This is a genomic window from Paenibacillus tianjinensis, from assembly GCF_017086365.1.
Taxonomy (GTDB): Bacteria; Bacillota; Bacilli; order Paenibacillales; family Paenibacillaceae; genus Paenibacillus_AQ; species Paenibacillus_AQ tianjinensis.
The window spans coordinates 1,531,177-1,557,545 of the sequence record NZ_CP070969.1; the positions used below are offsets into that span (position 1 = coordinate 1,531,177).

At 49.8% G+C, this 26,369-nt stretch carries 13 protein-coding genes and 1 pseudogene; 11 read left to right on the forward strand and 3 right to left on the reverse strand.

Annotated elements, in window-relative coordinates; genetic code table 11:
* The first annotated feature begins 90 nt into the window (after positions 1-90).
* The gene (locus JRJ22_RS06740) at positions 91-5,799 is read left to right on the forward strand and encodes a HAMP domain-containing protein (RefSeq protein ID WP_206103783.1); all 5,709 of its coding nucleotides are present in this window, start codon (positions 91-93) and stop codon (positions 5,797-5,799) included.
* A gap of 190 nt (positions 5,800-5,989) precedes the next feature.
* On the forward strand, positions 5,990-7,165 hold the full coding sequence (locus tag JRJ22_RS06745; protein WP_206103784.1) for a sensor histidine kinase: 1,176 nt from the start codon (positions 5,990-5,992) through the stop codon (positions 7,163-7,165).
* Positions 7,166-7,241: 76 nt separating this feature from the next.
* Here JRJ22_RS06745 and JRJ22_RS06750 read toward each other — a convergent pair whose 3' ends face one another.
* On the reverse strand, positions 7,242-10,802 hold the full coding sequence (locus tag JRJ22_RS06750; protein WP_206103785.1) for a M14 family metallopeptidase: 3,561 nt from the start codon (positions 10,800-10,802) through the stop codon (positions 7,242-7,244).
* A 457-nt stretch (positions 10,803-11,259) separates the two neighbouring features.
* On the opposite strand from JRJ22_RS06750, the gene JRJ22_RS06755 reads away from it, so the two are divergent.
* The 7 genes from JRJ22_RS06755 to JRJ22_RS06785 all read left to right on the forward strand — a co-directional run bounded on the left by JRJ22_RS06755 (position 11,260) and on the right by JRJ22_RS06785 (position 22,782).
* Positions 11,260-12,333, forward strand: a complete 1,074-nt coding sequence (locus tag JRJ22_RS06755) for an HD-GYP domain-containing protein (RefSeq protein ID WP_232381052.1) — start codon at positions 11,260-11,262, stop codon at positions 12,331-12,333.
* A gap of 568 nt (positions 12,334-12,901) precedes the next feature.
* A complete protein-coding gene (ltrA, locus tag JRJ22_RS06760; protein WP_206102623.1) occupies positions 12,902-14,293 on the forward strand; it encodes a group II intron reverse transcriptase/maturase in 1,392 nt (463 codons plus the stop codon).
* A gap of 189 nt (positions 14,294-14,482) precedes the next feature.
* Positions 14,483-15,835: a sodium-dependent transporter gene (locus JRJ22_RS06765; RefSeq protein ID WP_206103786.1), complete on the forward strand. Its 1,353-nt coding sequence runs from the start codon at positions 14,483-14,485 to the stop codon at positions 15,833-15,835.
* A gap of 257 nt (positions 15,836-16,092) precedes the next feature.
* The gene (locus tag JRJ22_RS06770; protein ID WP_206105008.1) at positions 16,093-19,953 is read left to right on the forward strand and encodes a glycosyl hydrolase 53 family protein; all 3,861 of its coding nucleotides are present in this window, start codon (positions 16,093-16,095) and stop codon (positions 19,951-19,953) included.
* 270 nt (positions 19,954-20,223) lie between these two features.
* Positions 20,224-20,919, forward strand: a complete 696-nt coding sequence (locus tag JRJ22_RS06775; RefSeq protein WP_206103787.1) for a response regulator transcription factor — start codon at positions 20,224-20,226, stop codon at positions 20,917-20,919.
* Positions 20,906-22,219, forward strand: a complete 1,314-nt coding sequence (locus JRJ22_RS06780) for a sensor histidine kinase (protein ID WP_206103788.1) — start codon at positions 20,906-20,908, stop codon at positions 22,217-22,219. The genes JRJ22_RS06775 and JRJ22_RS06780 overlap by 14 nt, the downstream gene beginning before the upstream one ends.
* 89 nt (positions 22,220-22,308) lie before the next feature.
* Positions 22,309-22,782 (forward strand): DUF2231 domain-containing protein, encoded by a 474-nt coding sequence (locus JRJ22_RS06785; protein WP_206103789.1) that lies wholly within the window; start codon positions 22,309-22,311, stop codon positions 22,780-22,782.
* A 108-nt stretch (positions 22,783-22,890) separates the two neighbouring features.
* Here JRJ22_RS06785 and JRJ22_RS06790 read toward each other — a convergent pair whose 3' ends face one another.
* Positions 22,891-23,715: a carbonic anhydrase gene (locus tag JRJ22_RS06790; protein ID WP_206103790.1), complete on the reverse strand. Its 825-nt coding sequence runs from the start codon at positions 23,713-23,715 to the stop codon at positions 22,891-22,893.
* A gap of 220 nt (positions 23,716-23,935) precedes the next feature.
* Here JRJ22_RS06790 and JRJ22_RS06795 point away from each other — a divergent pair, with 220 nt between their 5' ends.
* Positions 23,936-24,766, forward strand: a complete 831-nt coding sequence (locus tag JRJ22_RS06795) for a metallophosphoesterase (protein WP_206103791.1) — start codon at positions 23,936-23,938, stop codon at positions 24,764-24,766.
* Between the two features lie 169 nt (positions 24,767-24,935).
* Here JRJ22_RS06795 and JRJ22_RS06800 read toward each other — a convergent pair.
* Positions 24,936-25,274, reverse strand: a pseudogene (locus JRJ22_RS06800) (carbohydrate ABC transporter permease); the annotation flags it as partial.
* A 225-nt stretch (positions 25,275-25,499) separates the two neighbouring features.
* Here JRJ22_RS06800 and JRJ22_RS06805 point away from each other — a divergent pair.
* A complete protein-coding gene (locus tag JRJ22_RS06805; RefSeq protein WP_206103792.1) occupies positions 25,500-26,180 on the forward strand; it encodes a hypothetical protein in 681 nt (226 codons plus the stop codon).
* Positions 26,181-26,369: the final 189 nt, after the last annotated feature.

Sequence of the window (26,369 nt, forward strand, 5' to 3'; positions counted from 1 at the left end):
TTCTTGGCAAGGTTTACGGCCAAACGATTCGGTTAGAGATGACCAATCAGAGCATTCCAAATATTTGATGCAAAAGGGGCAGGGTTGAGGATGAAGGATCAAAACCAAACTAACGAGAAAAACGATGATCAAATTGATGCTGGCGAACTGCTCAACGCCTTAATGGCCATGAAGAAAGGCAACTTCTCCTACAGAATGCCTTATGACCGCACAGGTGTAGCCGGCAAGGTAGCAGACACATTTAATGAAATTATGGATATTCAGGAAGGTCTGGTCCATGAAGTCCAGACTGTAGCCAAGGTTGTCGGAAAAGAGGGCAACCTTTCGAAAAGATTTGTGCAGAAAAATTTGGGCGGATCATGGGAAACCATCACGGATTCATTGAATGGTCTGGTCATTGACCTGATTCAACCTACGAGCGAAATGGTGCGGGTAATTAACGCCGTAGCTAAAGGGGACCTGTCCCAGAAGGTGGAGCTGGAAATCGAAGGCAGACCGCTTACTGGAGAATTCCAGAGAACGGCAAGCAATATTAACATGATGGTGAATCAGCTCAGCACCTTTGCCTCCGAGGTTACCCGGGTAGCGCGCGAGGTCGGTACGGAAGGGATTCTGGGCGGTCAGGCAGACGTCAAAGGTGTATCAGGTACCTGGAAAGACCTGACGGATAGCGTGAATTATATGGCTACGAACCTCACGGATCAAGTGCGTAACATCGCGGCGGTAACAACAGCTGTAGCAAACGGGGATCTGTCGAAGCAAATCACGGTCAATGCCCGGGGAGAAATCCTTGAACTCAAAAATACGATCAACACCATGGTGGAACAGCTCTCCATGTTCTCGTCCGAGGTCACGCGTGTGGCACGTGAGGTCGGCACGGAAGGTAAGCTTGGCGGTCAGGCGGATGTTAAAGATGTATCCGGTACTTGGCGGGATTTAACGGAAAGTGTAAACTACATGGCCTCCAACCTGACCAACCAGGTGCGTAACATTGCGGTTGTGACCACTGCGGTGGCAAACGGCGATCTTTCGAAGAAGATTACAGCTGATGTACAGGGTGAAATCCTGGAGCTTAAGAATACGATTAACACGATGGTGGATCAGTTGTCGACCTTTGCTTCCGAGGTTACCCGTATGGCGCGAGAGGTCGGGACGGAAGGGATACTCGGCGGACAGGCGGATGTAAAAGGCGTCTCCGGCACATGGCGTGATTTGACCGAGAGCGTAAACTACATGGCGTCTAACTTAACCAACCAGGTGCGCAACATTGCGGAAGTGACAACCGCCGTGGCTAAGGGTGATCTGTCGAAGACGATTACGGTTGATGCCAAAGGCGAGATCCTCCAGCTGAAAAGCACGATCAATATCATGGTGGATCAGCTCAGTAACTTCGCTTCCGAGGTTACGCGTGTGGCGCGGGAGGTTTCAACGGAAGGGATTCTGGGCGGTCAGGCTGACGTTAAAGGCGTATCGGGTACATGGAAGGATTTGACGGATAGCGTTAACTTTATGGCCGGTACACTGACCGATCAGGTGCGTAACATCGCCGAGGTAACCACTGCGGTTGCGAAAGGCGATCTGTCCAAGCAGATTACGGTGAATGCGAAAGGAGAAATTCTGGAGCTTAAGAATACCATTAATACGATGGTAGAGCAGCTCTCGACCTTCGCTTCCGAGGTAACGCGTGTAGCGCGGGAGGTAGGTACGGAGGGGATGCTGGGCGGACAAGCCCAAGTTAAAGGCGTTGCGGGTACCTGGCGCGATTTGACCGAGAGCGTAAACTACATGGCGTCTAACTTAACCAACCAAGTGCGTAACATCGCCGTTGTAACGACGGCCGTAGCGAACGGGGATCTGTCCAAGAAAATCACGGCGGATGTACAAGGGGAAATCCTCGAGCTCAAAAATACGATCAACACGATGGTGGACCAGCTCTCCATGTTCTCCTCCGAGGTTACGCGTGTGGCGCGAGAGGTCGGTACGGAAGGAAAACTGGGCGGCCAGGCTCAGGTTAAAGGGGTCGGCGGAACCTGGAAAGACTTGACCGAAGGCGTTAATAACATGGCCCGGAATCTTACGGACCAGGTGCGGAACATCGCAGACGTTACGACGGCGGTAGCAAAGGGCGACCTGTCCAAGAAAATCACCGTTGACGTAAAAGGCGAAATCCTTGAACTGAAGAATACGATCAATACGATGGTGGATCAGCTCTCGACCTTCGCCTCCGAGGTTACACGCGTAGCGCGCGAAGTAGGTACGGATGGAAAACTCGGCGCGCAAGCGGAAGTAAAGGATGTCTCCGGTACGTGGAAAGATTTGACCGATACGGTTAACTACATGGCCAGCAACCTGACCATTCAAATGCGTAACATTGCCGGTGTTACAACTGCGGTAGCGAACGGGGACCTGTCCAAGAAAATTACTGTTGACGTTAAAGGCGAATTATTGGAACTGAAGAACACGATCAATACCATGGTGGATCAGCTGAATTCGTTCGCCTCTGAGGTTACGCGTGTGGCCCGGGAGGTCGGTACAGACGGTAAGCTGGGCGGTCAAGCCCAGGTACGCGGCGTCGGAGGGATCTGGAAAGACCTTACCGATAACGTTAATATTATGGCGACCAATCTGACGGATCAGGTGCGCGGTATCGCCAAGGTCGTGACGGCGGTAGCGAACGGTAACCTGAAGCAAAAACTGACGGTGGAAGCCAAAGGCGAAATCGCCGAGCTGACGGACACCATCAACAATATGATTGAGACGCTGGCTACCTTCGCGGACCAGGTAACCACCGTGGCGCGGGAGGTAGGCGCCGAAGGGAAGCTTGGCGGACAAGCGAACGTTCCGGGCGCAGCCGGTACTTGGCGCGACCTCACCGACAACGTTAACTACATGGCGAGTACGCTGACCACTCAGGTACGCGCCATCACTAACGTAGCTACTGCGGTAACGAATGGCGATCTGTCACGGGCTATCGACGTATCTGCATCCGGAGAAGTCGCAACGCTCAAAGACAACATCAACGAAATGATCCGTAACCTGAAGGAAACGACCCGTATTAATACGGAGCAGGACTGGCTCAAAACCAATCTCGCCAAATTCTCACGGCTGCTGCAAGGGCAAAGAGATTTGTATGCGGTCAGCCGCATGATCCTGTCCGAGCTGGCACCGCTCGTGTCGATGCAACACGGTGTCTTCTATATCAATGAACCGTCCGGCGGTGAACCGGTGCTGAAGTTGTTTGCCAGCTATGCTTACCAGAGCCGCAAACATCTGGCGAACGAATTCCGGGCCGGGCAAGGCCTGGTCGGCCAGTGCCTGATCGAGAAGCAGCGGATCCTGCTTACCAACGTACCGGGTGACTATGTGGTGATCTCGTCCGCCTTGGGCGAAGCTACACCTCTCAACATCATTTTGCTGCCGATTATTTTCGAGGATCAGGTGCTTGCGATTCTGGAACTTGCAACCTTCCGCCCGTACAGCGATATCGATATTGCATTCCTGGATCAGCTTACGGAATCGATCGGAATTGTGATTAACACGATGCAGGCGAACCAGCGTACAGAGGAGCTGCTGATCCAGTCGCAGTCCCTTACCGAAGAGCTCCAAAAGCAGCAGATGGAGCTGCGGAATACAAATGACGAACTCGAGGATAAGGCGAAGCTGCTCGTCCTACAGAAAGCTGAAGTGGAGAGCAAGAACCATGAGGTCGAGGTGGCCAAACGATATCTGGAGGAAAAAGCGGAACAGCTTGCCCTCACCTCCAAGTACAAATCCGAGTTTTTGGCCAACATGTCGCACGAACTACGTACCCCGCTGAATTCTCTACTGCTCCTGGCAGAACAGCTGGCCGAGAACCCGGATGACAATCTTCATGAGATTCAGGTGAAGTTCGCAAAGACCATTCAGGACTCTGGACTCGAATTGCTAAACCTTATTAATGATATTCTTGACCTGTCAAAAATCGAATCGGGCACGATTACGCCGGATTACAGCGAGGTATCCTTGGCGGAGCTGACCGACGGGCTGGACCGTACCTTCCGCCATATGGTGGATGCTAAGAAGCTCGAGTACCGGATTAAAGTTGATCCCGGCTTACCGGCTAAGATAATAACGGACTTCAAGCGGCTTCAGCAGATTCTGAAAAACCTGCTTTCAAACGCCTTTAAGTTCACGGAACAGGGACAGATCATGCTCCAGATCCGGAAGGCGAGCGAGGGCTGGCATCCGGAGAATGAATCGCTGAACCGGGCCAAAACGGTTATTTGCTTCTCCGTAAGCGACACGGGGATCGGCATTCCGCATGAAAAACAGCAGATTATTTTCGAAGCCTTCCAGCAAGCGGACGGCAGCACGAACCGGGAATATGGCGGAACAGGCTTGGGGCTTGCCATCTCCCGTGAGATTGCTGAAATGCTGGGCGGAGAAATCATCCTGTACAGTGAAGTGAACAAGGGAAGCGTATTTAATCTGTATCTTCCTACTGAAGCTGAATTCACAGAGCCGGAAATCAAAAAAGTGCATGTTCCGGAAGTGATTGATATCACTCCGCCTAAACGCAGAAGCAGTCTGGTCAAACCGGCGGAGGAAGCTTTGCTTGACGACCGGGATAACCTTGAGCCGGGAGACCGCGTATTCCTGATTGTTGAGGATGACCAGAAGTTCAACGAAATCATTCTCGATCTTCTTCACAAAAGAGGAATCAAAGCTGTCATTTCGTCCAGCGGCTATGATGCACTGGAGCTCGTTCATAAGTATAAGCCAATTGCTATAACGCTGGATCTGCATCTTGGCGGGGATACCAACGGCTGGATGGTACTGGAGCAGCTGAAGAGCGATATCTATGTGCGGCATATTCCTATTTGTGTCATGACCGTGGACGAGGAAGAGGTGCTCCTGCTGCAGAAGGGGGTTCACGATTACTTCCGGAAACCGGTGACGAACGAAGAGCTCGAGAATGCACTTGACCGTTTGAATCAATTCACCGACAAGAAGGGCCGCAGTCTCCTGATTGCTGTTCATGAGGAACAAGAGCGCAAGCAAATCATCGACCAGCTGAGCAACCAGGACATCAAGCTCACGGTAGTCGACACCGGCCGCAAGGCTTTAAATCAGATCAATAATAAAGATTTCGATTGTGTGGTTCTGGACAATAACTTGCCCGATATGAATCTCATCCGGTTTGTCCGGGATATGCATAAGAATGCCAAAAACAAAAAAGTTCCCGTCGTAGCCCGCCTGAGCAAGAAACTGACAACCGCTGAGGAGAACGAGTGGGATGATTTGGTCAAGATGGCGGTTATCAAAGAGGTGAAGTCGAATACTCAATTGATTGACGAGACAACCCTCTTCCTGCACCTGAAAGCAGAGGACCTGCCATCCGACTTAAGGGATAAGCTGGTCAAATTATATAGTTCGGATGAAATGATCGAATCTAAGAAAGTGCTTGTAGTGGATGATGATATCCGCAACATCTTTGCGCTTACCTCGATTTTGGAGCGTCATCATATGAAGGTCATTCCTGCCGAGAACGGCCAGGATGCCATTGATCTCCTGAAACAGACACCGGACATCGAAATCGTGCTAATGGATATCATGATGCCGGGAATGGATGGCTACGAAACGACCCGGGCCATCCGGGAGAAGGCAGAGTTCAAGAACCTTCCTATTCTTGCACTTACGGCCAAAGCCATGAAGGGAGACCGGGAGCTGTGCCTAGAAGCCGGTTGCTCGGATTACATTACCAAACCGGTCAACAGTACGCAGCTGTTATCCATGATGCGGACTTGGCTGGACAAGTAACCCTATACTTTGCACCAAAAAGCAGCACTTCTACCATTCTTGGAGAAGTGCTTGCTTGCATTAATTTAGAGTCTGTATTTAAAATTTGAACTAAAATATTGTTGGATAAAACATAGCGTTTTGTTGGTTTAGCTGAAGGAGGAAAGTATACACATTTATTGAATATAAACAATAAAGAGGGAGGATAACAATGGCCTATAGTGAAAAGGAATTGCGTAAGTCATTAATCCTGGCTGTTTCAACCATTTTGGACAGGCATTATCATTCTGTTACTCTGAAAAACATGCAATTTGCCTGGTTTGTAGAAACGAATAAGGACCTGTTAAACTCAACATTCAGTAAGACCTTAATCTGTATGATCGACGCAATGTTCCTGGGCCCTTTGGATTATTGCCAGTACCTGGATACACAGAGAAAGGAGGGGGTTGAACAAGGGAATTACACGGCAGAAATATTCGGTGATCATTATGATGTCTTGCTTGAGATGAGCCAGGATTTAATCTTAACTACCCAGAATATTATGTTTACGATCATTGATGAGGCTGTGGATGATTCCGCAAACCGGTTGTTTTTCTATAATCGCTTAATGGAAAGCAATTGGACCCGCTTTAGTGGCTTTACCCTGGGATATCTGTCCAATAAGAAACAACTGATTGACAGTTTACATGAACAGAAAATTGCTGTAATGGGGCAAATGGCAGCCGGCATGGCACATGAAATACGTAATCCGCTGGCTTCAATTAAAGGATTTGCCCAGCTTGTTAATAACAGACTGGCTGAACCTGAGATCAAAGCCAATGAATTGCGTACATATATGGACATAACGATTAAAGAGATTGATACGCTGAACGGGCTAGTAACGGACTTTCTGCTATTGTCCCGAAAAGGGGATAGTAAGAGGGATAGTGGCGTGGTTTTTAATGTTATAGAGGTTATACATAGAGTCAATAACATTGTGAATCAACTCATTCTTAGTGACGATATTGTTCTTTCAGTGGATTATTCCGCAGAAAGGGTACTAACGTTTGGTAGTGCTTCTCAACTGGAGCAGGTATTCCTGAATATCTTGAAAAATAGTATAGATTCCTTCACAGCATGCAAAGGGAGAATCAATATTACGGTTACGACCGCGGCTGAGACAAACGAAATTATCCTGCTCTTTAAAGATAACGGGGAAGGGATTCTGCCCGAGAAACTAAAGCGGATATTCGATCCTTTCTATACTACCAAGCCAAAAGGGACAGGGATTGGCTTATCGATCTGTAAACAGTTAATCGAAATGTATGGAGGGCAAATTAAGGTGGATTCAGAAGTGCAGGTGGGAACCACTGTAAGTGTTACTTTGCCCTGGGTATGCAATAAATAAAAAAAACAGGGATGTCCTCAGCCGCTGGTGGCTGGAGACATCCCTGTTCATATTTACTTGCAATTATGCCTTCGGTTTATGGCAAGCTGATGATGTTACTGATAATGACAGCGGCTTGGGCACGGTTCGCAATTCCTTTTGGCGCAAACGTGTCATTCGTCATGCCTTTCACAATTCCTTCCTGCGTAAGCAGCGCTACCGCGTTTTTTCCGTAGGAGGCAATGCTGGATTTGTCCTTGAAGTTCGCCAGTATCGCATCCGTATCGGTAACCGATTTGCCTTTGAACTTCGTCAGGGCATTCGCGGCGATAATCGCCATTTCTTCCCGTGTGATAGAGCGGCCGGGCTCGAACTTGCCGCCGCCTACACCACCCACCAGACCATTCTGGACACCGGCAGCAACATAGCTGTAGGCCCAGTCAGTGGTTGTCACATCACTGAAGTTAGCCTCTGCATTCTCTAGCGGCAGGTTAAAGGCACGGACGATCATGGTGATGAATTCGGCACGGGTTACTTCTTTAAGTGGTGCGAACGAGTTGCCGCCCACACCCTGAAGGATGCCTTTAGCGGTTAGTTCTTTAATAGCCGATGCGGCCCATGCTACATTACCAAGATCGGTGAAGCTTACCGCTGGAGCTGGCGTAGCTGACGGCTGAGGTGCAGCCGGAGCAGGTGTTGCCGTTGGTGCCGGTGTTGCGGTTGGTAGAGGGATACTTGTACCCGGAACAGCCGGTTCCGGCTCAAGCACACCGTTATCCATGCCGTCTGCTTCCGTAGCTGCCGGAGCGGAGGCATAGATTGCATTGGCCAGTAACCGGAACTGGTTCTGCGGGTGATATTTGTTGAGCAGATCGTTAGCGAACAAGGTCACATGGATGTTATTCGTCTGATAATTCAGGGCCAGTACCTGTCCTTTAGCAGCATCGCTATTCGGCCACCAGCCGGCTTTGAAGAAATCCTCGCCTGTTCCGTATTCCGCCAGTATTTCAGCGCCTTGCGGAACAGCCGTGATGTAAGCAGCAGAAACAGTATACAGGTATTCATTGTCTGCATAAGGAGCGGTGATTACGCTGTCCTGTGAGACGTTCGCTTGGAACAAGCCTTCATGTGCTGCAGCCTTTTTCGCTTGGTTGACCGGATTGGCATAGTCCAGGCCCGGTAAAATATTCAGAGATTTGATACTGCCCAGCATTGTGCGTCCATATCCGATGAAGGGTTTACCGCTGGCAATCAGGCTCGTGCCTGCATTGACCAGCACGTCTGCGGCAACCGTATCGGTAGTCACTTTGAATCCAAGATCCGCTAAGATGAAGGAAGATGCTCCGGCAATACCTACATTCGCCGGCTTGAGCAGCTTGCCGGTCTTGTCTCCCGCAGTGCTGAAAGGCACAAGGTCAAGCAAGTATTTGGAGGCTACTGTTCTCAGATTGGATCTGGAGACCAGGAAGCTGCCTTTTTCATATCCGGCTCCATCATTGGAGAGCAGGGTTACCGCTTTGTGGTTCGCAAGCAATTCGTTAACTGCTTTGATTGCATCGTTGTTGCTGTTGCGGATGACGTAATTTTGCGCAAAAGAATACTGATCAAGGTTAGTTGCCGGAATGGCGACGCTGCTAACCTGCTGGGTCTTGCCGGTGAAGGCACCGGCGCTCCGGCTGATGTAGCGGTCGAATCCGCGCATATCCGCAAAATTCTGTACGGTGTCGGAATACATCGCATCAAAGTCAGAAACATTCAGGCCGTCATACAGAACCAGGTTGGCATAGCCGCGTTTGGCCTGATGCATGTTCACCACATAGGTGCCGGCCTGATAGGTGACTCCATCCACGCTTACCGGTGTGGTTGTCTGCTCTACCTTGACTCCGTTACGAAGCAGGTATTGCACCATTTTGTACGTTTCCAGCTTGTTCTTTTGCAGATCTTTGGCTACCGGAAGTACATAATACTCAGGGAAGAAGTTCGTATCCGCCGTCTCACGCTCACGGCCGATGGATTCATATTTGGCATTTACCAAATACGGATCAACCTCTTTGTGGTCTTCATTATTGATGCCGCGTTTAAAGATTTCGAGCTGGTTCAGGAAGAGCTCTTTTTTATTGTCCTGCACATAGCTGGTGGCAGCCAGTGCTGCATAATAGAAGGCATCGAGGGAATCTTCATTCAGCTCAGGCACCTCAATGGTATGTCCAAGGGCACCCTGGTGCATCGCATAGACTGCGGTGTAAGCCGGGGAAGCATCATCCCATCCGGTGGCATTGCCGTAAGGGTTAGCATAAGCCGGGTCATTCTTTAATTTCTCGGCTTCCAGATAAGGAATGTGGTAAGCATCATATTTGGTATTGGCGATCCCCGCATTACCCATGGCTGTAGCCTGTTCAAGCATATTGTCCATAACCAGATCGTATTCGATGTTCGGATCATGCGGCGGTGTACAAGGCTCGATCAGGAAGCCGCTCACGAAACCGTGCATATCCAGGAAGCTCAGTGGTGTCCACTTGGCAATTTGTGCTGTGACAGCCTGTGTCTCCGGCTGTGTCTGGTAGGAGTTGTCGCGGTTCGGGTCCAGCAGCGTTGAAGTCGCACGTGTATTCAAAGCGCGCCCATCCGGATTCTCCACATAATCGAGCAGGAAAATCACATTGTCCAGCGCCTTATCGATGTCCAGTGCTACCGGAACCACATTACCGCTCGCATCAGTCGTATCATAGTTGACGATTTTCTGGGTCATCAGGGTATCCAAAAACTTAATAATGACATCTACGCCATTGGCTTCATCCGCATGGATATTGTTCAGCCAAATCGGCACTTTATAATCCTTCAACTGGCCGTTTCTAATCATCTCCTGCAATGCAGCAGGGTCATTGTTCATCAGCGGCAGTGTTTCAGTCAAATATTGGTCGACGGATGCCTTGTCCTTAGCGACGATAGAGAAGTGGATCGCCCGTCCCTGCGTGGACGTACCGATCTGCTGATATTCTACATAACGGCCGTATTTATTGTTGCTGTCAGCCGTAATTCTATCGATCGCCGGTTTGATTTCATCATATGTATGATAGGTATCATACGGGTTCAGCTTCACCTGCTGCTGTGCCAGCACCTCGCCGGCAGGAGCGGTCGCTGTCAGGTTGTATACTCCGGCAAGCTTGACATATTCGGCCCGGATGCCGCTTAGGGACAGATTGGAGCCGAAAGGCATATCGAAGTATACCAGAGCGGTCACCGTTGTAGGTGAGGCAGGCTCATAGGTTACTTTTACGAACGGTTCTCCCGTATATGCTCTAACGTTAGAAGCGTTATTCCATTTTTTCCACTCTGCCAGCGGCTTCATCTCTTCCGCTGTTCTGCCGAACTTCCAGGTAAGCTGGTTTGCTGTGATACCTTCGGGAAGGGTTAGCGTAACCGGCAGAGTTCTGGGTTCAGTCATTGAGGCCTGATAGACATCTGCCGATACGGTAGATGCAGGCGTTTGATAGACTTCTGAGGTGACTGTAGCCGAAGCGCCGGAACCGGTTGATGCCGGTGCAGTCAGAACCTGAGTCTGAACTTCAGTGACAGCTTCACCCGCATAGGCTGCCGGAAGGATTCCGGAGAACGTCAGAGTTAATGCGATTAATAAGGATAATAATTTCTTGGACATCATTTACCTCCCAGTGTTTCTCTCTATTTATAGATTTGTTGGTACTACGGACAACAGCGTCTGCAAGTTTATGCATCCCTCCATTCAGGTTCGTATGGTAATGTTGCCATGAACATGTCATATTCACATCCCGTGTAACGAATTAATATACATTAAATATTTTTATTATGCATTTGAATTAATATAATATAGCATTTTATTTAAAAGCGGAAGCTTTTTTCATAGAATAGATTCAAAAAAATTCTCCCGCCAAAGAACGAAACCCTAAATCGAATGGCCCAAGTAAATCCAGCCTTCGGCTAACAGGACCGTTACTATAGATTCATTTTCAGAATGCAAAAATAATAAATTCTTCCAATCTGCCGAAATACTCTATAGAATATTCTCCATAGAAGGATAACTATCTCGAACGAGAAGGACTTTGTAACCAAGGGATGATAGAGGAGTTGGCTCCATTATGTCGATCATTGAATACGACAATTTTATTGGAAAACGTTTGGGAACCCATATTTATGCGGACAATGGAATATTGTTAATTTCCAAGGACACGATTCTTCGAAAGAGTCACATCGAAAAGTTGGCAAATTTCAAAATTCAGCTGGGCAGTGTAGAGGCAGCCGTCGAAGGCTATGTAGAGGAAGAAGCGGCCCGGCCTGAAGTTCCCGTATCGGCTCGTTCTGCAGCCGCCGCGGAATCCCGCGCCAAAGTGAAACGGACTGAAATGCATCTGCAAGAAATAGACAAGCTTGTACGAAACAACGGCACCGTGCCTATGGAGGAGGTTGAAGAAAAAATACTCCCCTTTATTAAAGACACTGCGAAGAGATATAACTTATTCCAGGTATTCTCCGAACTTAAAGACCAGGGTGATTACCGCTACAAGCAAAGCATCGGAGTTGCTGTCATTGCCACATCGCTTGGCAAGTGGCTCAAGCTGGATGAAGAGGAACTGAGTCTTCTGACCATAGCGGCCTGTGTGTATGATATTGGCACGGTTAAGCTGCCGTCCTCCTTAATGAATAAACCGGGAAGGTTTGAAAAGCACGAACAGGAAATCATGAAGCAGCATACTTTACTTGGTTACGAACTGCTGACAGGCTCGGAAGTGGATCCGCGTGTGGCCTTGGTCGCCTTACAGCACCATGAAAGGGAAGACGGCAGCGGGTACCCGCATGGAATAAAAGGCGATCAAATCGACCGGCTGAGTAAAATTGTTACCTTGGCAGATATATATATGGCGATGATCTCAGACCGGCCGCACAGACCCGCGTTTACATTTTTCGAAGTCATTAATGAAATTCATAAAGGAATTATACATAACCGGTTTGACTCTACGATAGGCATGACATTTCTGGATTCGCTGCTTGCGAATCAAGTCGGATGCGAGGTTCATTTATCAGACGGACGTACGGGGAAGATTCTGCTTACAAACGTGAATTATCCCACAAAACCTCTTATTGCTGTAGAGGATAACGAATTCATTGATCTTAGTAAAACGAATGACCTCCACATCATGGATGTCATTGGATAAGAAGATTCTGAAGGATGTGTGCAACTATGAATCTGGAGTCGGTCATGCAGTACAACTTTTTATACACAGTGGCGGTATCTTATCTGCCCCTTCATGATCAGGGTGCTGAATGAATGGAGAAAGCGGCTTATCTGCGGATAAGCCGCTTTTTTCATAGTACGCCCAGCATGGGCGTCATCTCTAGGGTGAAAGTCCCGAGCGGGGGCTGGCAAGCGCCTACCGTTAGCCAAGGGCAAGGGTGTCCACCGTGAGGCGGAATCTGAAGGAAGCCGGAGGCAAAAGCACGACCTGAGGTACACGAATCCAATTTGAGGCGGTTGCAGCCGGATGAGTCACCTATACATGACAAAATCCAGAGCTGCCAAGGGCTGCAGCCGTAAACTTGGGCAGGTGCGGGCGGAAAGATGACGTTCTTATCTGGGGAGGCCTGCCGGAGGGGCAAGGAAAAAAAAAACTTGTAACCGTAGCCGAGAGGCTGCGCTGAACCGGCAGGAGTCAGCAGAGGCCATAGTACGTAAACTGCTGCAGCGTTTACGGAAGGGCTGAACCGAAAGGAGAGAGGAAACCGATGCGTTCGCATGAAGTGCAAAGACAGCAGAATATCTCGCAAGAGAGCTTACGGCAAAGAGAAGCGGTGAAGCCGCCAGGGTATGCCGGAGCGCCGAGTTCTTCGTCGGCACAAATCGCCCCTTCCTCTCGCGAAGCAGAGAGCAACTTGCTGGAGCGAATGCTCGAAGGAGACAACCTTCGGCTCGCGTATAAACGAGTGGTACAAAACGGAGGAGCGCCCGGTGTGGACAATGTAACGGTAGCGAATCTACAAGCTTATTTGAAAACACATTGGGAATCGGTGAAAGCCGAACTTCTAGCGGGGGCTTACAGACCTGCGTCAGTCAAACGGGTGGAAATCCCCAAACCCGGAGGCGGTGTAAGGCTACTAGGCATCCCAACCGTTATGGACCGTTTTCTCCAGCAGGCGCTTCTACAAGTCATGAACCCGATCTTTGACGCAGAGTTCTCCTGGTATAGCTATGGCTTTCGACCGGGGAAAAGTGCACATGACGCCGTGAAACAAGCGCAAAGATATATCCAAAGTGGCCTCCGGTGGGTCATAGACCTCGATCTGGAGAAATTCTTTGACCGGATAAACCACGACATGCTGATGGCAAGAGTGGCGCGGAAAGTGACAGACAAAAGAGTACTGATCCTGATTCGTGCATATCTGAACGCCGGAGTTATGGTGAACGGAAAGCTGGAACGTAGCCGGGAAGGAACGCCCCAAGGCGGTCCGCTCAGTCCGCTTTTGGCAAACATTCTACTGGATGATCTGGATAAGGAATTGACCGGACGCGGGCTGCGTTTTGTACGCTATGCAGACGACTGTAATATCTTTGTGGCGAGCAAACGAGCGGGCGAACGGGTCATGGAATCGGTTAGCCGATTTGTAGAAGGAAAGCTGAAACTGAAAGTGAACCGGGATAAAAGTGCGGTAGCAAGGCCGTGGCACCGAAAGTTCTTAGGATTCAGTTTCCTGAGCCAGAAACAGGCGACGATTCGATTAGCTCCAAAAACAATCTCGCGATTCAAGGAAAGAATACGTGAACTAACGAATCGAACGTGGTCTATTTCCATGGAAGAGCGAATTCGCCAAGTGAACCGGTATGTGATGGGATGGCTTGGCTATTTCCATCTGGCGTCGGCGAAGAAACACCTCCAAACGCTGGACCAGTGGATTCGGAGAAGGCTGCGAATGTGCCTGTGGAAACAATGGAAACGAGTGCGCACACGGATCCGCGAACTCCGGGCGCTTGGGGTGCCTGAGTGGGCCTGTTTCACGATGGCAAACTCACGGCGAGGCGCATGGGAAATGTCCCGGAACACAAATAATGCCCTTCCCACTTCCTACTGGGAAGGGAAAGGGCTGAAAAGTTTGCTTTCACGTTATTTGGAGCTTTGTTAACCTTTTGGAACCGCCGTATGCGGACCCGCATGTACGGTGGTGTGAGAGGACGGGGGCTCGCCGCCCCCTCCTACTCGATTGGGGAATCCCAAGCGGTTAAGTTGTTAAGAGAAAGTTATAAATTGTATATGACACACTTCGTTAGATAAGCTATAATGAGGTCTAAAAAAGAAAATGGGGCGTCGATACATGAATAAGATTAAAGGTGAACAAAGTCTGCTCTCAGAGAAGAAGGAGCGTTTTTCTTCCAGCGGCTTTATTTTTGCAGCCATCGGCAGCTCAGTGGGTCTGGGGAATATGTGGAAATTCCCTTACATTACAGGGGAAAATGGCGGTGCAGCGTTCTTCCTGCTCTTCATTGTCTGTCTGGTGCTGGTCGGCTTGCCGGTGCTGCTCGCTGAGCTTGCCATCGGACGCAGCGGACGCGGAAGCGCAGCGACTTCGTTTACCCGGGCCGGAGGCGGTAAAGGCTGGAAGGCTGCCGGAATTCTGCAGGTATTAGCTCCGTTTCTAATTCTCTCTTTCTATATTATCGTTGCCGGCTGGACACTGAACTACGCACTGATTTCCTTCAATGGGCAGCTGTTCAATAACAGTGACTATGCAGGTGAATTCGGCTCCTTTATTTCCGGATATGCGCCGATTGTCTGGCAAGGTGTAGCCATGCTAATTACGGCGGGTGTAGTTATCCTCGGGGTATCCGGCGGGATTGAGAAATTCAACAAAGTACTGATTCCCGGTCTGGTCGTTCTGCTTATTGTGCTCATGATCCGTGCGGTTACTTTGCCGGGCGCCTCCGAAGGTGTATCGTTCTTCCTTAAACCGGACTTCTCAGTTCTGACTGCGGAATCGGCATTGGTCGCTTTGGGACATGCCTTTTTCTCTTTGTCGCTCGGAATGGGGATTTTGCTAACTTACGGTTCTTATGTGGATAAAAGGCAGTCATTGGGAACGGCTGCGTTTGCCATCGGTGGAGGAGATTTACTCTATGCATTAATCGCAGGACTGATTATTTTCCCGACAACGTTCTCGTTTGGTATTGCCCCCGATCAAGGGCCTTCGCTGATCTTTATCGCGTTGCCGGCCGCTTTCTCGGCCATGCCTTTTGGCGGATTCTTCGGCGGTTTGTTCTTCATCCTGCTGGCGATTGCAGCCCTGACTTCGGCAGTATCCCTGCTTGAGGTTCCAGTATCCTTCGCGATGGAGCGCTGGAACTGGAGCCGTCAACGTTCGGTCTGGATTCTGTCACTGGTCTGCTTCCTGCTGGGTATTCCTTCAGCGTTGTCGCTCGGAATGTTCCCTGAGCTTACGTTCGGAGGCAAAGCCCTGTTTGACTGGATGGATTTCATTACCTCTAATATTATGCTGCCGCTTGGCGGTCTGCTGATTACTGTTTTTGCCGGATATTTCTGGAAAGGGGCAGCGGAAGCCGCCGGGCTTACGTCGCGCTGGTTCCGCATCTGGCTGTTCATGCTCCGGTACGTTGCGCCGGTGCTGGTGTTCCTGGTGCTGCTCCATACGTCAGGAATAATTTCCTTCTAATCCACACTCAATCATTAGTAAGCCACCGGGATTTGTCCCGGTGGCTTTTTGGTTTCCGCAAACGAAGCACGAAAAATCAAACATCTTGCTAAAGCATACAAAATATTAAAATTGTTACGTTCTCAATGATTCCGAATTTTTGATATATTGAGTTGTAAGGGCTTACATAGAAAGGGTGATCAGAATTGAGGATTAGACAACAGGTAACCTCTGTATTTTTGGCTGTATTATTATTGATAAGTTCATTTTCTTTCAGCATGGGGACTGCTGCGGCTGCAGAGCGGAATAGTCCGTATATTGTGAACGGCGGATTTGAGTCGGATTTTTGGGCCGATAAGTCATGGAGTGTGGAAACAGAAACCTGGGATCAGGTAGATATTCAGCAGTTTGCTTACACTTCCGATAAATGGCTCACACCGGATGAAGGAGCACACGCCTTCAAATATTGGATCAAGGATACGGCTGCTGGAACCACTGCATTTACGGTGAAGCAGAGCATCCCTTCACTCCCTGCGGGAAGCTACGAGCTCACAGTCAAGTCTATGGGGGGTGCTGATAAGCAGGCGGGGAATGTTGAATTGTTTGCCGGAACCGAGAAGTCGGCAGCTGCTGCAACCACCGGCTATAATGCCTGGGGAACGGTCAGCCTGAAATTTGTTCTGACGCAGGATACCGCAAATCTTGTACTTGGAGCGAACATCAGCGGTGGTCCTGGCGCTTGGGGATATGCGGACAGCTTTGCGCTGAAGCAGACAAGCACCGAGGCGGTTCCGCCGGTGGCTGCGGATATTTTTGTGAAGAAAGTGGAGGGACTTCCGTCTGACTTCATTAAGGGCGTGGATATTTCCAGCATAATTTCGTTAGAGAACAGCGGAGTCAAGTTTTATAACGAAGCTGGAGAGGTACAGGATATCTTTAAGACCGTACATGAGGCCGGGGTGAATTATATCCGGGTACGCGTATGGAATGATCCTTTTGATTCAGCTGGAAACGGTTACGGCGGGGGCAATAATGATCTGGCAACCGCAATCGAAATCGGCAAAAGAGCGACCGCAAACGGCATGAAGCTGCTGGTGGACTTCCATTATTCCGACTTTTGGGCGGATCCGGCCAAGCAGCATACGCCTAAGGCCTGGGCCGATTTAAGTTTTGAAGCGAAGAAGACGGCACTTTATAACTATACCAAAGAAAGTCTGCAGGCTATGCTTGATCAAAAAATTGACATCGGCATGGTTCAGGTAGGCAATGAAACCAATGGACAATTCGCCGGGGAATCCGACTGGACAAAGATGAGTGCATTGTTCAGTGCAGGCAGTAAAGCGATCCGGGAGATCGACCCGGGCATTCAGATCGCACTGCATTTTACGAATCCGGAATCGGCGGGCAGATATGCTTCTTATGCCAAAACCCTGCAGGATAATAAAGTAGACTATGATGTATTTGCAAGCTCTTATTATCCGTTCTGGCACGGCACTTTAAGCAATTTGACCTCTGTACTGAAGCAGGTTGCCGACACGTACGGTAAAAAAGTGATGGTAGCCGAAACCTCTTATACGTATACCGCTGAGGACGGGGACGGGCATGGCAATACTGCGCCTCAGAGCTCGGGGCAAGTTCTGGACTACCCGATCAGCGTTCAAGGGCAGGCCAACTCGGTCAGAAACGTAATCGAAGCGGTCGCCAATGTGGGTGCTGCGGGGATTGGCGTGTTCTACTGGGAGCCGGCGTGGCTTCCGGTAGGTCCGAAGGATAAGCTCGAGCAGAACAAGCTCCTCTGGGAGCAATATGGCTCAGGCTGGGCTTCCAGCTATGCGAAGGAATATGACCCTAAGGATGCAGGGGTATGGTATGGCGGAAGTGCTGTTGACAACCAGGCCTTGTTTGATTTCAGCGGGCACCCGCTGGCTTCGCTGAATGTGTTCAAGTATGTGAATACAGGTGCGGTTGCTCCACTCGCCGTCGATGAGATCAAGGATGTCACGGTGACGGCCATTGCAGGGGAACCTATCCAGCTGCCGACGGTCACAAGTGTTACTTATAACGATGGATGTACAGGGACTATACCTGTTGTCTGGGATCAGACCGCATTTGAACAAGCCGTAAGCAAGGGTGCCGGCAGCTATGTGATCGGAGGAACGGCTGAAGGCGGCTTGACGGTGAAAGCTTATCTGGAGATAAAAAAACAGAACTTTATCGTGAACGCAGGCTTTGAGAATAACGACCGGAGCATGTGGGAGATCACCTATGGTGCAGGAAGCAGCCCGCATACCGATTATCAGAATAAAGTGACGGATGCCAAAAGCGGAAACTATTCGTTACACTTCTACTCTGCCAGTGGAGTTAACTTTAGTGTAACGCAGACGGTATACGGGCTGACACCCGGTTACTACAATCTGTCCATGTTTATCCAGGGCGGAGACGCTGTTAATCCGGAGATGAATCTCTTCGCGGTAACAGGCGGAGCAGAAGTGAAAGCGGACACCGGAGTGAACGGGTGGACGCAGTGGAATAACCCGCAACTCGAGAATATTCTCGTAACGGACGGAAAGCTGACAATTGGTGCGCGCGTTAAAGCAGACGGCGGGGCATGGGGAACGCTGGACGACTTCTATTTGAGCTTTGTGAAGGGAACCGGAGAGCAGGAGCCGGATCCGGGAACGGAGACACCAGGAACCGAAACGCCGGGAACGGAAACGCCGGGAACGGAAACGCCGGGAACGGAGACACCAGGAACAGAGACACCAGGTACTGAGGCTCCAGGAACAGAAACGCCTGTGACCCAGCCGTCTACTGGAGTAACCCAGCCGCAGACCGAGTTCATTGCAGTCAATGGAGACGGCGGCAGTCTGTTCATTAACCGTACGACCCTGGTGGACGGAACGAAGAAAGACAAAGTGGACTACAGTGCTGCAAAAGCGCTTGAGGCTGTAAACAAGGTTGTTGCAGCCGGCCTTGATACGGTACGGTTAGTCCTTCCGGATACAGAAGATAAAGTCGCTGAGCAGGAAATTGGCTTGTCCAAGGATACCCTGAAGACATTAGCATCCGGCAAGGTCAATCTGGAGATGTCTACAGTGAATGCCAGACTGATTCTGCCACAGCAAACTCTGGCTCAGCTGGACGGGGATTATCAGTTCAAATTCACCCCGGTTAAGAGTGAACAGGCAATCAAGGCTGTGGAAGAACGGGCGAAACGGGAGCAGATCGTTCAAGCAGCTGCGGGCTCAGGTGAGGTTCATGTTGTAGGCCGTCCGGTCAATATTGAGACAGGTGTGAAAAATCAGCCGGTAGACCTGATCCTCCCGCTGCCAGGTAATGTGCTGCCAACGGATGCAGCTGCGAGAGAGGCCTTCCTGTCTCATCTGGTGTTCTATGTTGAACATAGTGACGGGGAGAAAGTGCTGGTTCAGCCTCAAGTGGTACAATATTCTGCCGATAAGCTGGGGCTGAAAATCAGTGTGAACAAGTTCAGCACCTTCACTGTGCTAGACATGGATAACTGGCCTGCATCCCAGAAGAAATCACATGAAGCGTATATGCAAGGCTACCCTGACGGGACATTCAAACCGGAGCAAGCCATGACCAGAGCTGAGCTGGCGGCGGTTCTGTCCCGCATTGGAGCCCCTACGGCTTCAAATGCCCAGCCGGCAGCTTACAAAGATCAGAATGATTTCCAGTGGGCTGCGGACGATATTCTTAAAGTGACTTCCGGAGGACTAATGACAGGCTATCCAGACGGCAACTTTGGACCGGACCTGAATATAACCAGAGCCGAAATGGCTGCGGTTGTCGTACGCTGGATGCAGCTGAGCGGTGAACCTGCGTCGTCGTTCACCGATACTGCAGATCACTGGTCGGTTCACAACATTGCACTGGTTCAACAGGCCGGTTATATGAAAGGAATGCCGGACGGAAGCTTCGGGCCGGATAAGTACTTAACCCGGGCAGAAGCGGTAACTATTTTCAACAGAGTATTGAACCGCGGGCCTTTATTCGGCATCCAGTCTTCCGGCTGGTCGGATGTGTCCAATAGCTATTGGGCCTTCTATGACATTGTTGAAGCCACCACAAACCACAGCTACACAACGCGGGAAGCAGGCGGAGAAGCAGTAGAGTAAGGAAGAGGTTAAAGGTATAGTGGTGCAAGATGCTTTATTTCATAAGTAAGTTATAGTTATATCTAAGGAACCGTTTCAGCGGAGACTTGTCAGGCCTATAAGCCGGCAGGTCTCTTTCTTTTGCCTGAAGTGCATAAGTTAGTATTTCATTATTTTTTCATTTTTTATAGCTATAATATGTCTTAAGGATTTTAATAAAGCCGGACTTCAATGATGGCAGAGGCAAGCGCCACATGAACTACCATTTTTGGAATTAGAAAGCAGGATGTCATGCACATTTTAGTAGTAGAAGACGACGCCAAGCTTGGCTATATGATTCAGTATAAGCTCATATCGGCAGGACATCGGACGGAATGGGCCCGCAATTCGGAAGAGGCGGAACAATTTTTTTCCACTGCGGAATTTGATCTGTATATTCTGGACTGGATGCTTCCCGGCAAAACCGGTCTGGAGCTATGCCGGCAGCGGCGGGTCCTGAATGACAATACGGCCATTCTGATGCTGACTGCACGCGGCGAGATTGAGGATCGCGTCAGCGGACTTCTTACAGGGGCAGACGATTATATGATCAAGCCCTTTGCTTTCGAAGAATTATTAGCCCGGATTACCTCCCTGGACCGCAGAAAGCAAACCCGGGGATATACCCTAAAGTATGCGGTCAGCGGCCTCCGGCTGAGTCCGGACACACAGGAGGCAGAACGTGAAGGTGTGCCCTTAACATTGACCAAACGTGAGTTCCAGCTGCTGGAGTTTTTTGCCCGTCATCCGAATGTCGTGCTCTCCAGAGAGCGTATTCTCAATTCTGTATGGGGCAGTGAAGCTAATGTGACTCTGAATGCTGTCGATGCCGTCATCAAGCTGTTGCGGAAAAAAGTTGATGATCCCTTCCCTGTGAAGCTGATCCGGAGTGTACACGGAAGAGGCTATCGTTTAGCAGATAATGGGGTTGACCATGATGATACCTAATACCCGCAGGCAATTAACCATCTTTTACAGCACGATGATTGGATTAATTCTGCTCATCATGGCGGTTTCCTTTTACGGGGTACTGACGGATGTGATGCACAGGGATGAAAGGCATAATTTGGAATCTGCCGGGCTGAAAGCTTTGGATGAATGGTTAAATAAACCCGTGCTGGCAGAGGATGCAGAGGAGATCCGTGAACAGCGGCAGGCAGGTGCCCGCAGAATGGAATGGGAGTATCTGCAGAGTGACCAGTTTGCTGTCATAGCAGATTCATCATGGACGGTCTTTGTTCATTCGCCAGAGAGAAATAACCTGCTGCTTAAGCCTTCCTTCCAACAGCAGCTGGATGCTCAAGGGAGTAAAAGCTACGTTCATTTAAGCTATTTTCCGGGTAAGAACCAGGCAGATTTTGCAATTCTGCGATTAATGACAGGTGACGAATCACATCCTGTTCTCTGGATCGGGGAAGAGGTGAGCAAACAGGAACATCTGTTAAAAGAGATGAGGCTGCTCCTCTTCGGGATCACTCTTCTCCTCCTGGCGGTGACCACGATCATAGGTTATATACTGGCCGGCCGGGCTATACTCCCTCTCAACCAAGCGTTTATCCGGCAGCAAAAATTCACCTCTTACGCCTCCCATGAGCTAAGGACACCTCTGAGCGTGCTTCAGCTGTCGGTGGACATTCTGGAGGAGGAACAGCACAAGCTATCGCCTGTCCATCAGACGGTGCTTCAGGATATGAAAGAAGAAATAGAGCGTATGACACGTTTAACCGGGCAATTGCTTACACTCGCCAGAAATGATTCCCCTCTGCAGCGCATGAGGCGGGAGGCATTCGACTTGCAGGACAGACTTTCTTTTGCAGCCGTGAGAATGCAGCTAATGGCTCTGGAGAAAAATGTGAAGCTAAAGCTCCACACAGGCATTGAGGAAGAGAGCCTAACCTGTATTGGCGACAGCGAGCAGATAGACCAAGTCCTGTATATCCTTTTGGATAATGCCATTAAATACTCTGCAGAGGGAGGCACAGTGACACTGGGAATTACCCGGAATGATAACGGCACTGTGAATGTAATTATTCAAGATACGGGCTGCGGAATTCCCGAGGAGGATCTGCCCCATCTGTTCGAACGTTTCTACCGGGTAGATCAAGCCCGTACAAGGGAACATGGCGGCACCGGATTGGGGCTGGCTATCGCCTATGAGATCGTCAGCAGGCACGATGGCCGGATCGTCGTAACCAGCACTCTCCATCAGGGAAGCACTTTTATGGTCATCCTTCCTGGAACTAAATGAACCTATAGGCAACCATTCAAGTAGAAACGGCCTGCGCATTCGGTAAAAGGCGGTATCTGTTTCTGCGAGAAATATAAGGAGGTTTTACGATGTTTACTGAAGTCTTTAACCATATTCATCCCATTGTTGTACATTTCCCTATAGCTCTGATCATCATCGGATTCGGGTATGATTTGGTGTTGGCCCTAAAAAAACGCTCTTTGAATCCTGCCGGCGGGTTATGGATGTGGATGCTTGCTGCAGTTGGAGCCTGGGTCGCTATTGCGACCGGACCGGATGATGATGCCCGGGGTGTGACTTCATTCATTGAGCCCCACGAGATGCTCGCCACCTTAACCGCTTGGATAGTTTCTCTGATCGTTGTCTGGAGATTGCTGATGTACTGGAAGGGGAAACGAGCTTTTGTAAAAGTTCCACTGGTGCTGTACTTGGCCGTTTCGCTTGTCTCCTGCGGCCTTGTGCTGGGAACCGGTTATTATGGCGGCAAAATGGTGTATACAGATGGCGTAGGCGTTTCAGCCAACGGTGCTCCCGTCCATCCCTCTGTGCAGGGGAATCAGTGATTAGGAGTAACCTAATAATGAAATATGACAATAAGGGCTTCAATCCCGCTATGGAGATTGAAGCCCTTAAATGATGATTACGCCCAAAATCCGGTATTTGTCAGCAGCCTATTCATCGCTGTCAATTTCCCGGTTTCCAAGTGTTTGTACCGGACGGTTGTCATGCGGGAAAATAGCAGCAAATTTGCCGATCTGCTCGCCGGACCATTGAACCGGATTCTCCAGGATGATCCACTGCACCCCTTCGGTACACGGCGGTGTGGTGAGCGATCCCTGGTAGCGGAACGAATGAAGATCTGTAGGCAGCAGCCCATCCAGATTGAAGTCACCCGCAACCGGAGTTTCCTGTTCACTCTCTTCGGGCGGAAGCACGGACCATAGCTGGTTCAATCCGGTATTTTCGCTGCCTTTATGAATCAGAACACTCAGCACGGCAAGCGACCCGTCCTCACTTTTATGAACCAGATGCAGCTCCATTTCAGCATGTTTGCCGTCCACCTCATGCTCGCTGGGCAGGTGGAAATGGAACTGCTGCAGTGTATAGGTCTTTCCTTCAATCTCAAGCCGGTTGTCCTGATTCTTAAGGTTCACCTGGATCGTATGGCCGTTGTTAATGATAGCTACCGGGGAAGGCGAATACTCCACCTTGATCAGGGAGAGGCTCTTGTCGTCCTTTACTTGCTCATGAAGGATATTTACCGGGGATTGAGCGGTACCGGTACTGCAGGTTGTGAACAGCTGATCCAGCTCAGCCCAGTGCTCCGGAGATGTGTCACCTTCATAAGACCAGTGCGCCTGATGTGCGCCGGCAGTGGGGGAGGGTTCGTTTATTCCTTCTGCCTCATGATTAGGGGCGTTGTTTCCGCATCCGGCCATCACTGATATAACCATGGCGGGGAACAGTATTCGCGGTATCCATTTGTTGATGCGCATACAGCAGCCTTCTTTCTTTTTCGTATGGAACATTGTTATTTATATTGTAAATAATGGATGTTTGTGGAACAAGTGAAAAAAGACTCAAGCCTTCTTTGGTTCTAAGTATCCAGTTATCCTGGGCCTGCCCCTTCGTTTATCAGCGGGTCCAAGAGCTTCCCGTGCTCCTCGAATATAAATATGACAGGAACATCTAACCCATTCGTAGAAGGGGCTGCTTATGATGAAACGGGCAGGAACAATGAAGAAACGGAGCCTTTCACCGGGAGCTGAGCGGGTACGCAGCTTGAAGCGTAAGGTGAAGGCCCAGAGCATTAATTTTGCAGTTGTCGGAGACAGCCATGTAGGATACGGGAACAGCTCAGTTATTTTTAGCAATCTTTTGCCCCAAGCGGTGAGCAGCGGAAATAAGAGATTTATCATTTTTGGCGGGGATAATGCACAGGCAAGCGCTAATCATGGAAGTAATGCTGATGCCTTCTATAAGGATTTCAAGGATACGGTTACGGGCACGCTCGGGAGTATTCCTTACAAAGCGTCAATCGGGAATTGGGAGGCGAGTACCCGGTCCTTATTTACTAAATATTTGGGAGCTGCGGCCGGGCAGATGAATTTTCCGGGTACACAGGGCAAGGTGAGGTATGTATGGCTTGATTGTGCACTCGGGAAATTCACGCCGGAAAGTCTTAAGCTGCTGAAAAACTTAGATGACCGATATTATTACATTATTGATTTTCATTGGCCTTTAAAGGTAAGCGGAATTACGTTGGATCCCAGCCATGTGCTCAGCGGGACAGAAACAGGGAAGTTTTTTGCAGCGATTCCGGCAAAGGTGAGAGATCAGGTGCTGGCGATTTTCACCCATCACGGGCATAAATTCTACCGGAAGCTGACCCAGGTTTATCCGGGGTTTTCGAAGACGAAATTTTTCGTGACCGGATGTTCCGGAGATTATAAATGCAAGCCTGGTGACCGCGGATATTACAATGCGACACTAACTCTTAATGGGACTGCAGCCACGGTCGAGGCTTACCGGGTAACGGTGATGTAGCGGAAAAAGAACGGCTATAATCTAAAAACACAAGCCGCGCAGCAATGCGCGGCTTGTGCTCAGGTATATAGAAGCAAAAGAGAAGCTGTGTTTATTGCACACTGAGGTTGTCCCAGTTGACCTGAAACTCCTTCAGCATACCTTCTTTGGTCAGCTTACCGCCGAGGTAACCCTGAATGCTGCTGGAAGCTTCCATCAGGCTCCGCGGAACGTTGTTGAGCGCCGAGATATAGATCACCATCAGATAGCCGGCATTTTGCCAGACAAACACGATCACAATCGCCCAGAAGGCGGTTCCTCCAGTACCCAGCCAAGGGAGATTGAAAAAGGACCAGCCGGTGGCCTGGCCGATTGACTCGAATCCCCGGACAAAAATAAACTGCCAGATAAACCCGAGCAACAGGCCGCCAATGACATGGGGAACAAAAAACACCGTCCGCAGCACATTGCGCGTAAACAGCCTGCGGGTCAGCACATAAGCGAGTGCGAAGCTGAGCAGGTTGGTCAGCCCAGGCCTGATCTTCTTTTATGGTCCATCGTTCCTAACCCCTTGATGTAATAACCGGAAGGACAATTATCCAAATCAGGTATTCTAGAATCCACCAGACATAGGATGTCATTGACGCTGGAGAACAGCAAACCATATAATCTATAAAAACGGACGAAGAACGTCCCGTACTCCATGGTTTAGTGGGGTGCGGGACTTTTTTTGTGCGGAGGAGGAGTCTTAGGAATGGGATTTGCTGAAGAGCATCAGAAGTGGCTGGATTACCACAAGAAACAGAGAAGCGGAGAACGTCTGGACCGGCTGGAGCGCGGGCATGGGCATGGCGAGAAAATGTTTGCGGAGCGGGTATGGTGGCCGATATTTGGGCATTTGGATGATCTGCATCCGGAGTATGAGGTTTCAGACTGGCGGGGCCGGCCTTATTTTGTTGATCTGGTATGGAAGCCGGGCCAGGTGAAGTTTGCGATTGAGATCAAAGGGTATGGTCCCCATGAGCAGAATACCGACCGCACCAGGTACCGGCAGGAGTTGAACAGGGAAACTTATCTGCAGATTGCAGGCTATCGAGTAGTATCGGTACCTTACGATGATTTGGAATCGGCGCCGGAGCTGACAGTTTCCTTAATCAAAGCGTTGTTCATTCCATGCCTGGTGCAGAATGCCGATGATGAGATGAGCCGGTATACAAGGATGGAGAAACAAATTATGCAGTTAGCGGTACGGTCTAAGGGTTACATCCGGCCGGTTGATCTGGTGAATAGGCTTGGTGTTGATCTGAGAACAATCCGGAAATACATGGCCTTTTTATGTGAAAAAGGCAAATTCAAACCCGTGCTGACCCAGGGCAGCAGCAGGATCTGCCGGTATGAATATATCCATTCCGTGCTGGATAACGAGTTGTGGTAGCCTGCCGCCAGCGGGCCGAGCGAGGAAATCAACGGTAAAAATCCCGTAGATTCCGCCGCCAGCGGGCCGAGCTGGGAAATCAACGGTAAAAATCCCGTTGATTCCGCCGCCAGCGGTAGCGTCAAGAAGTTTGTGTAAGAGAGCAGAATGTAACTTCTCGGGTGTTCGTTGGTAAGTGCAGATGTTCTT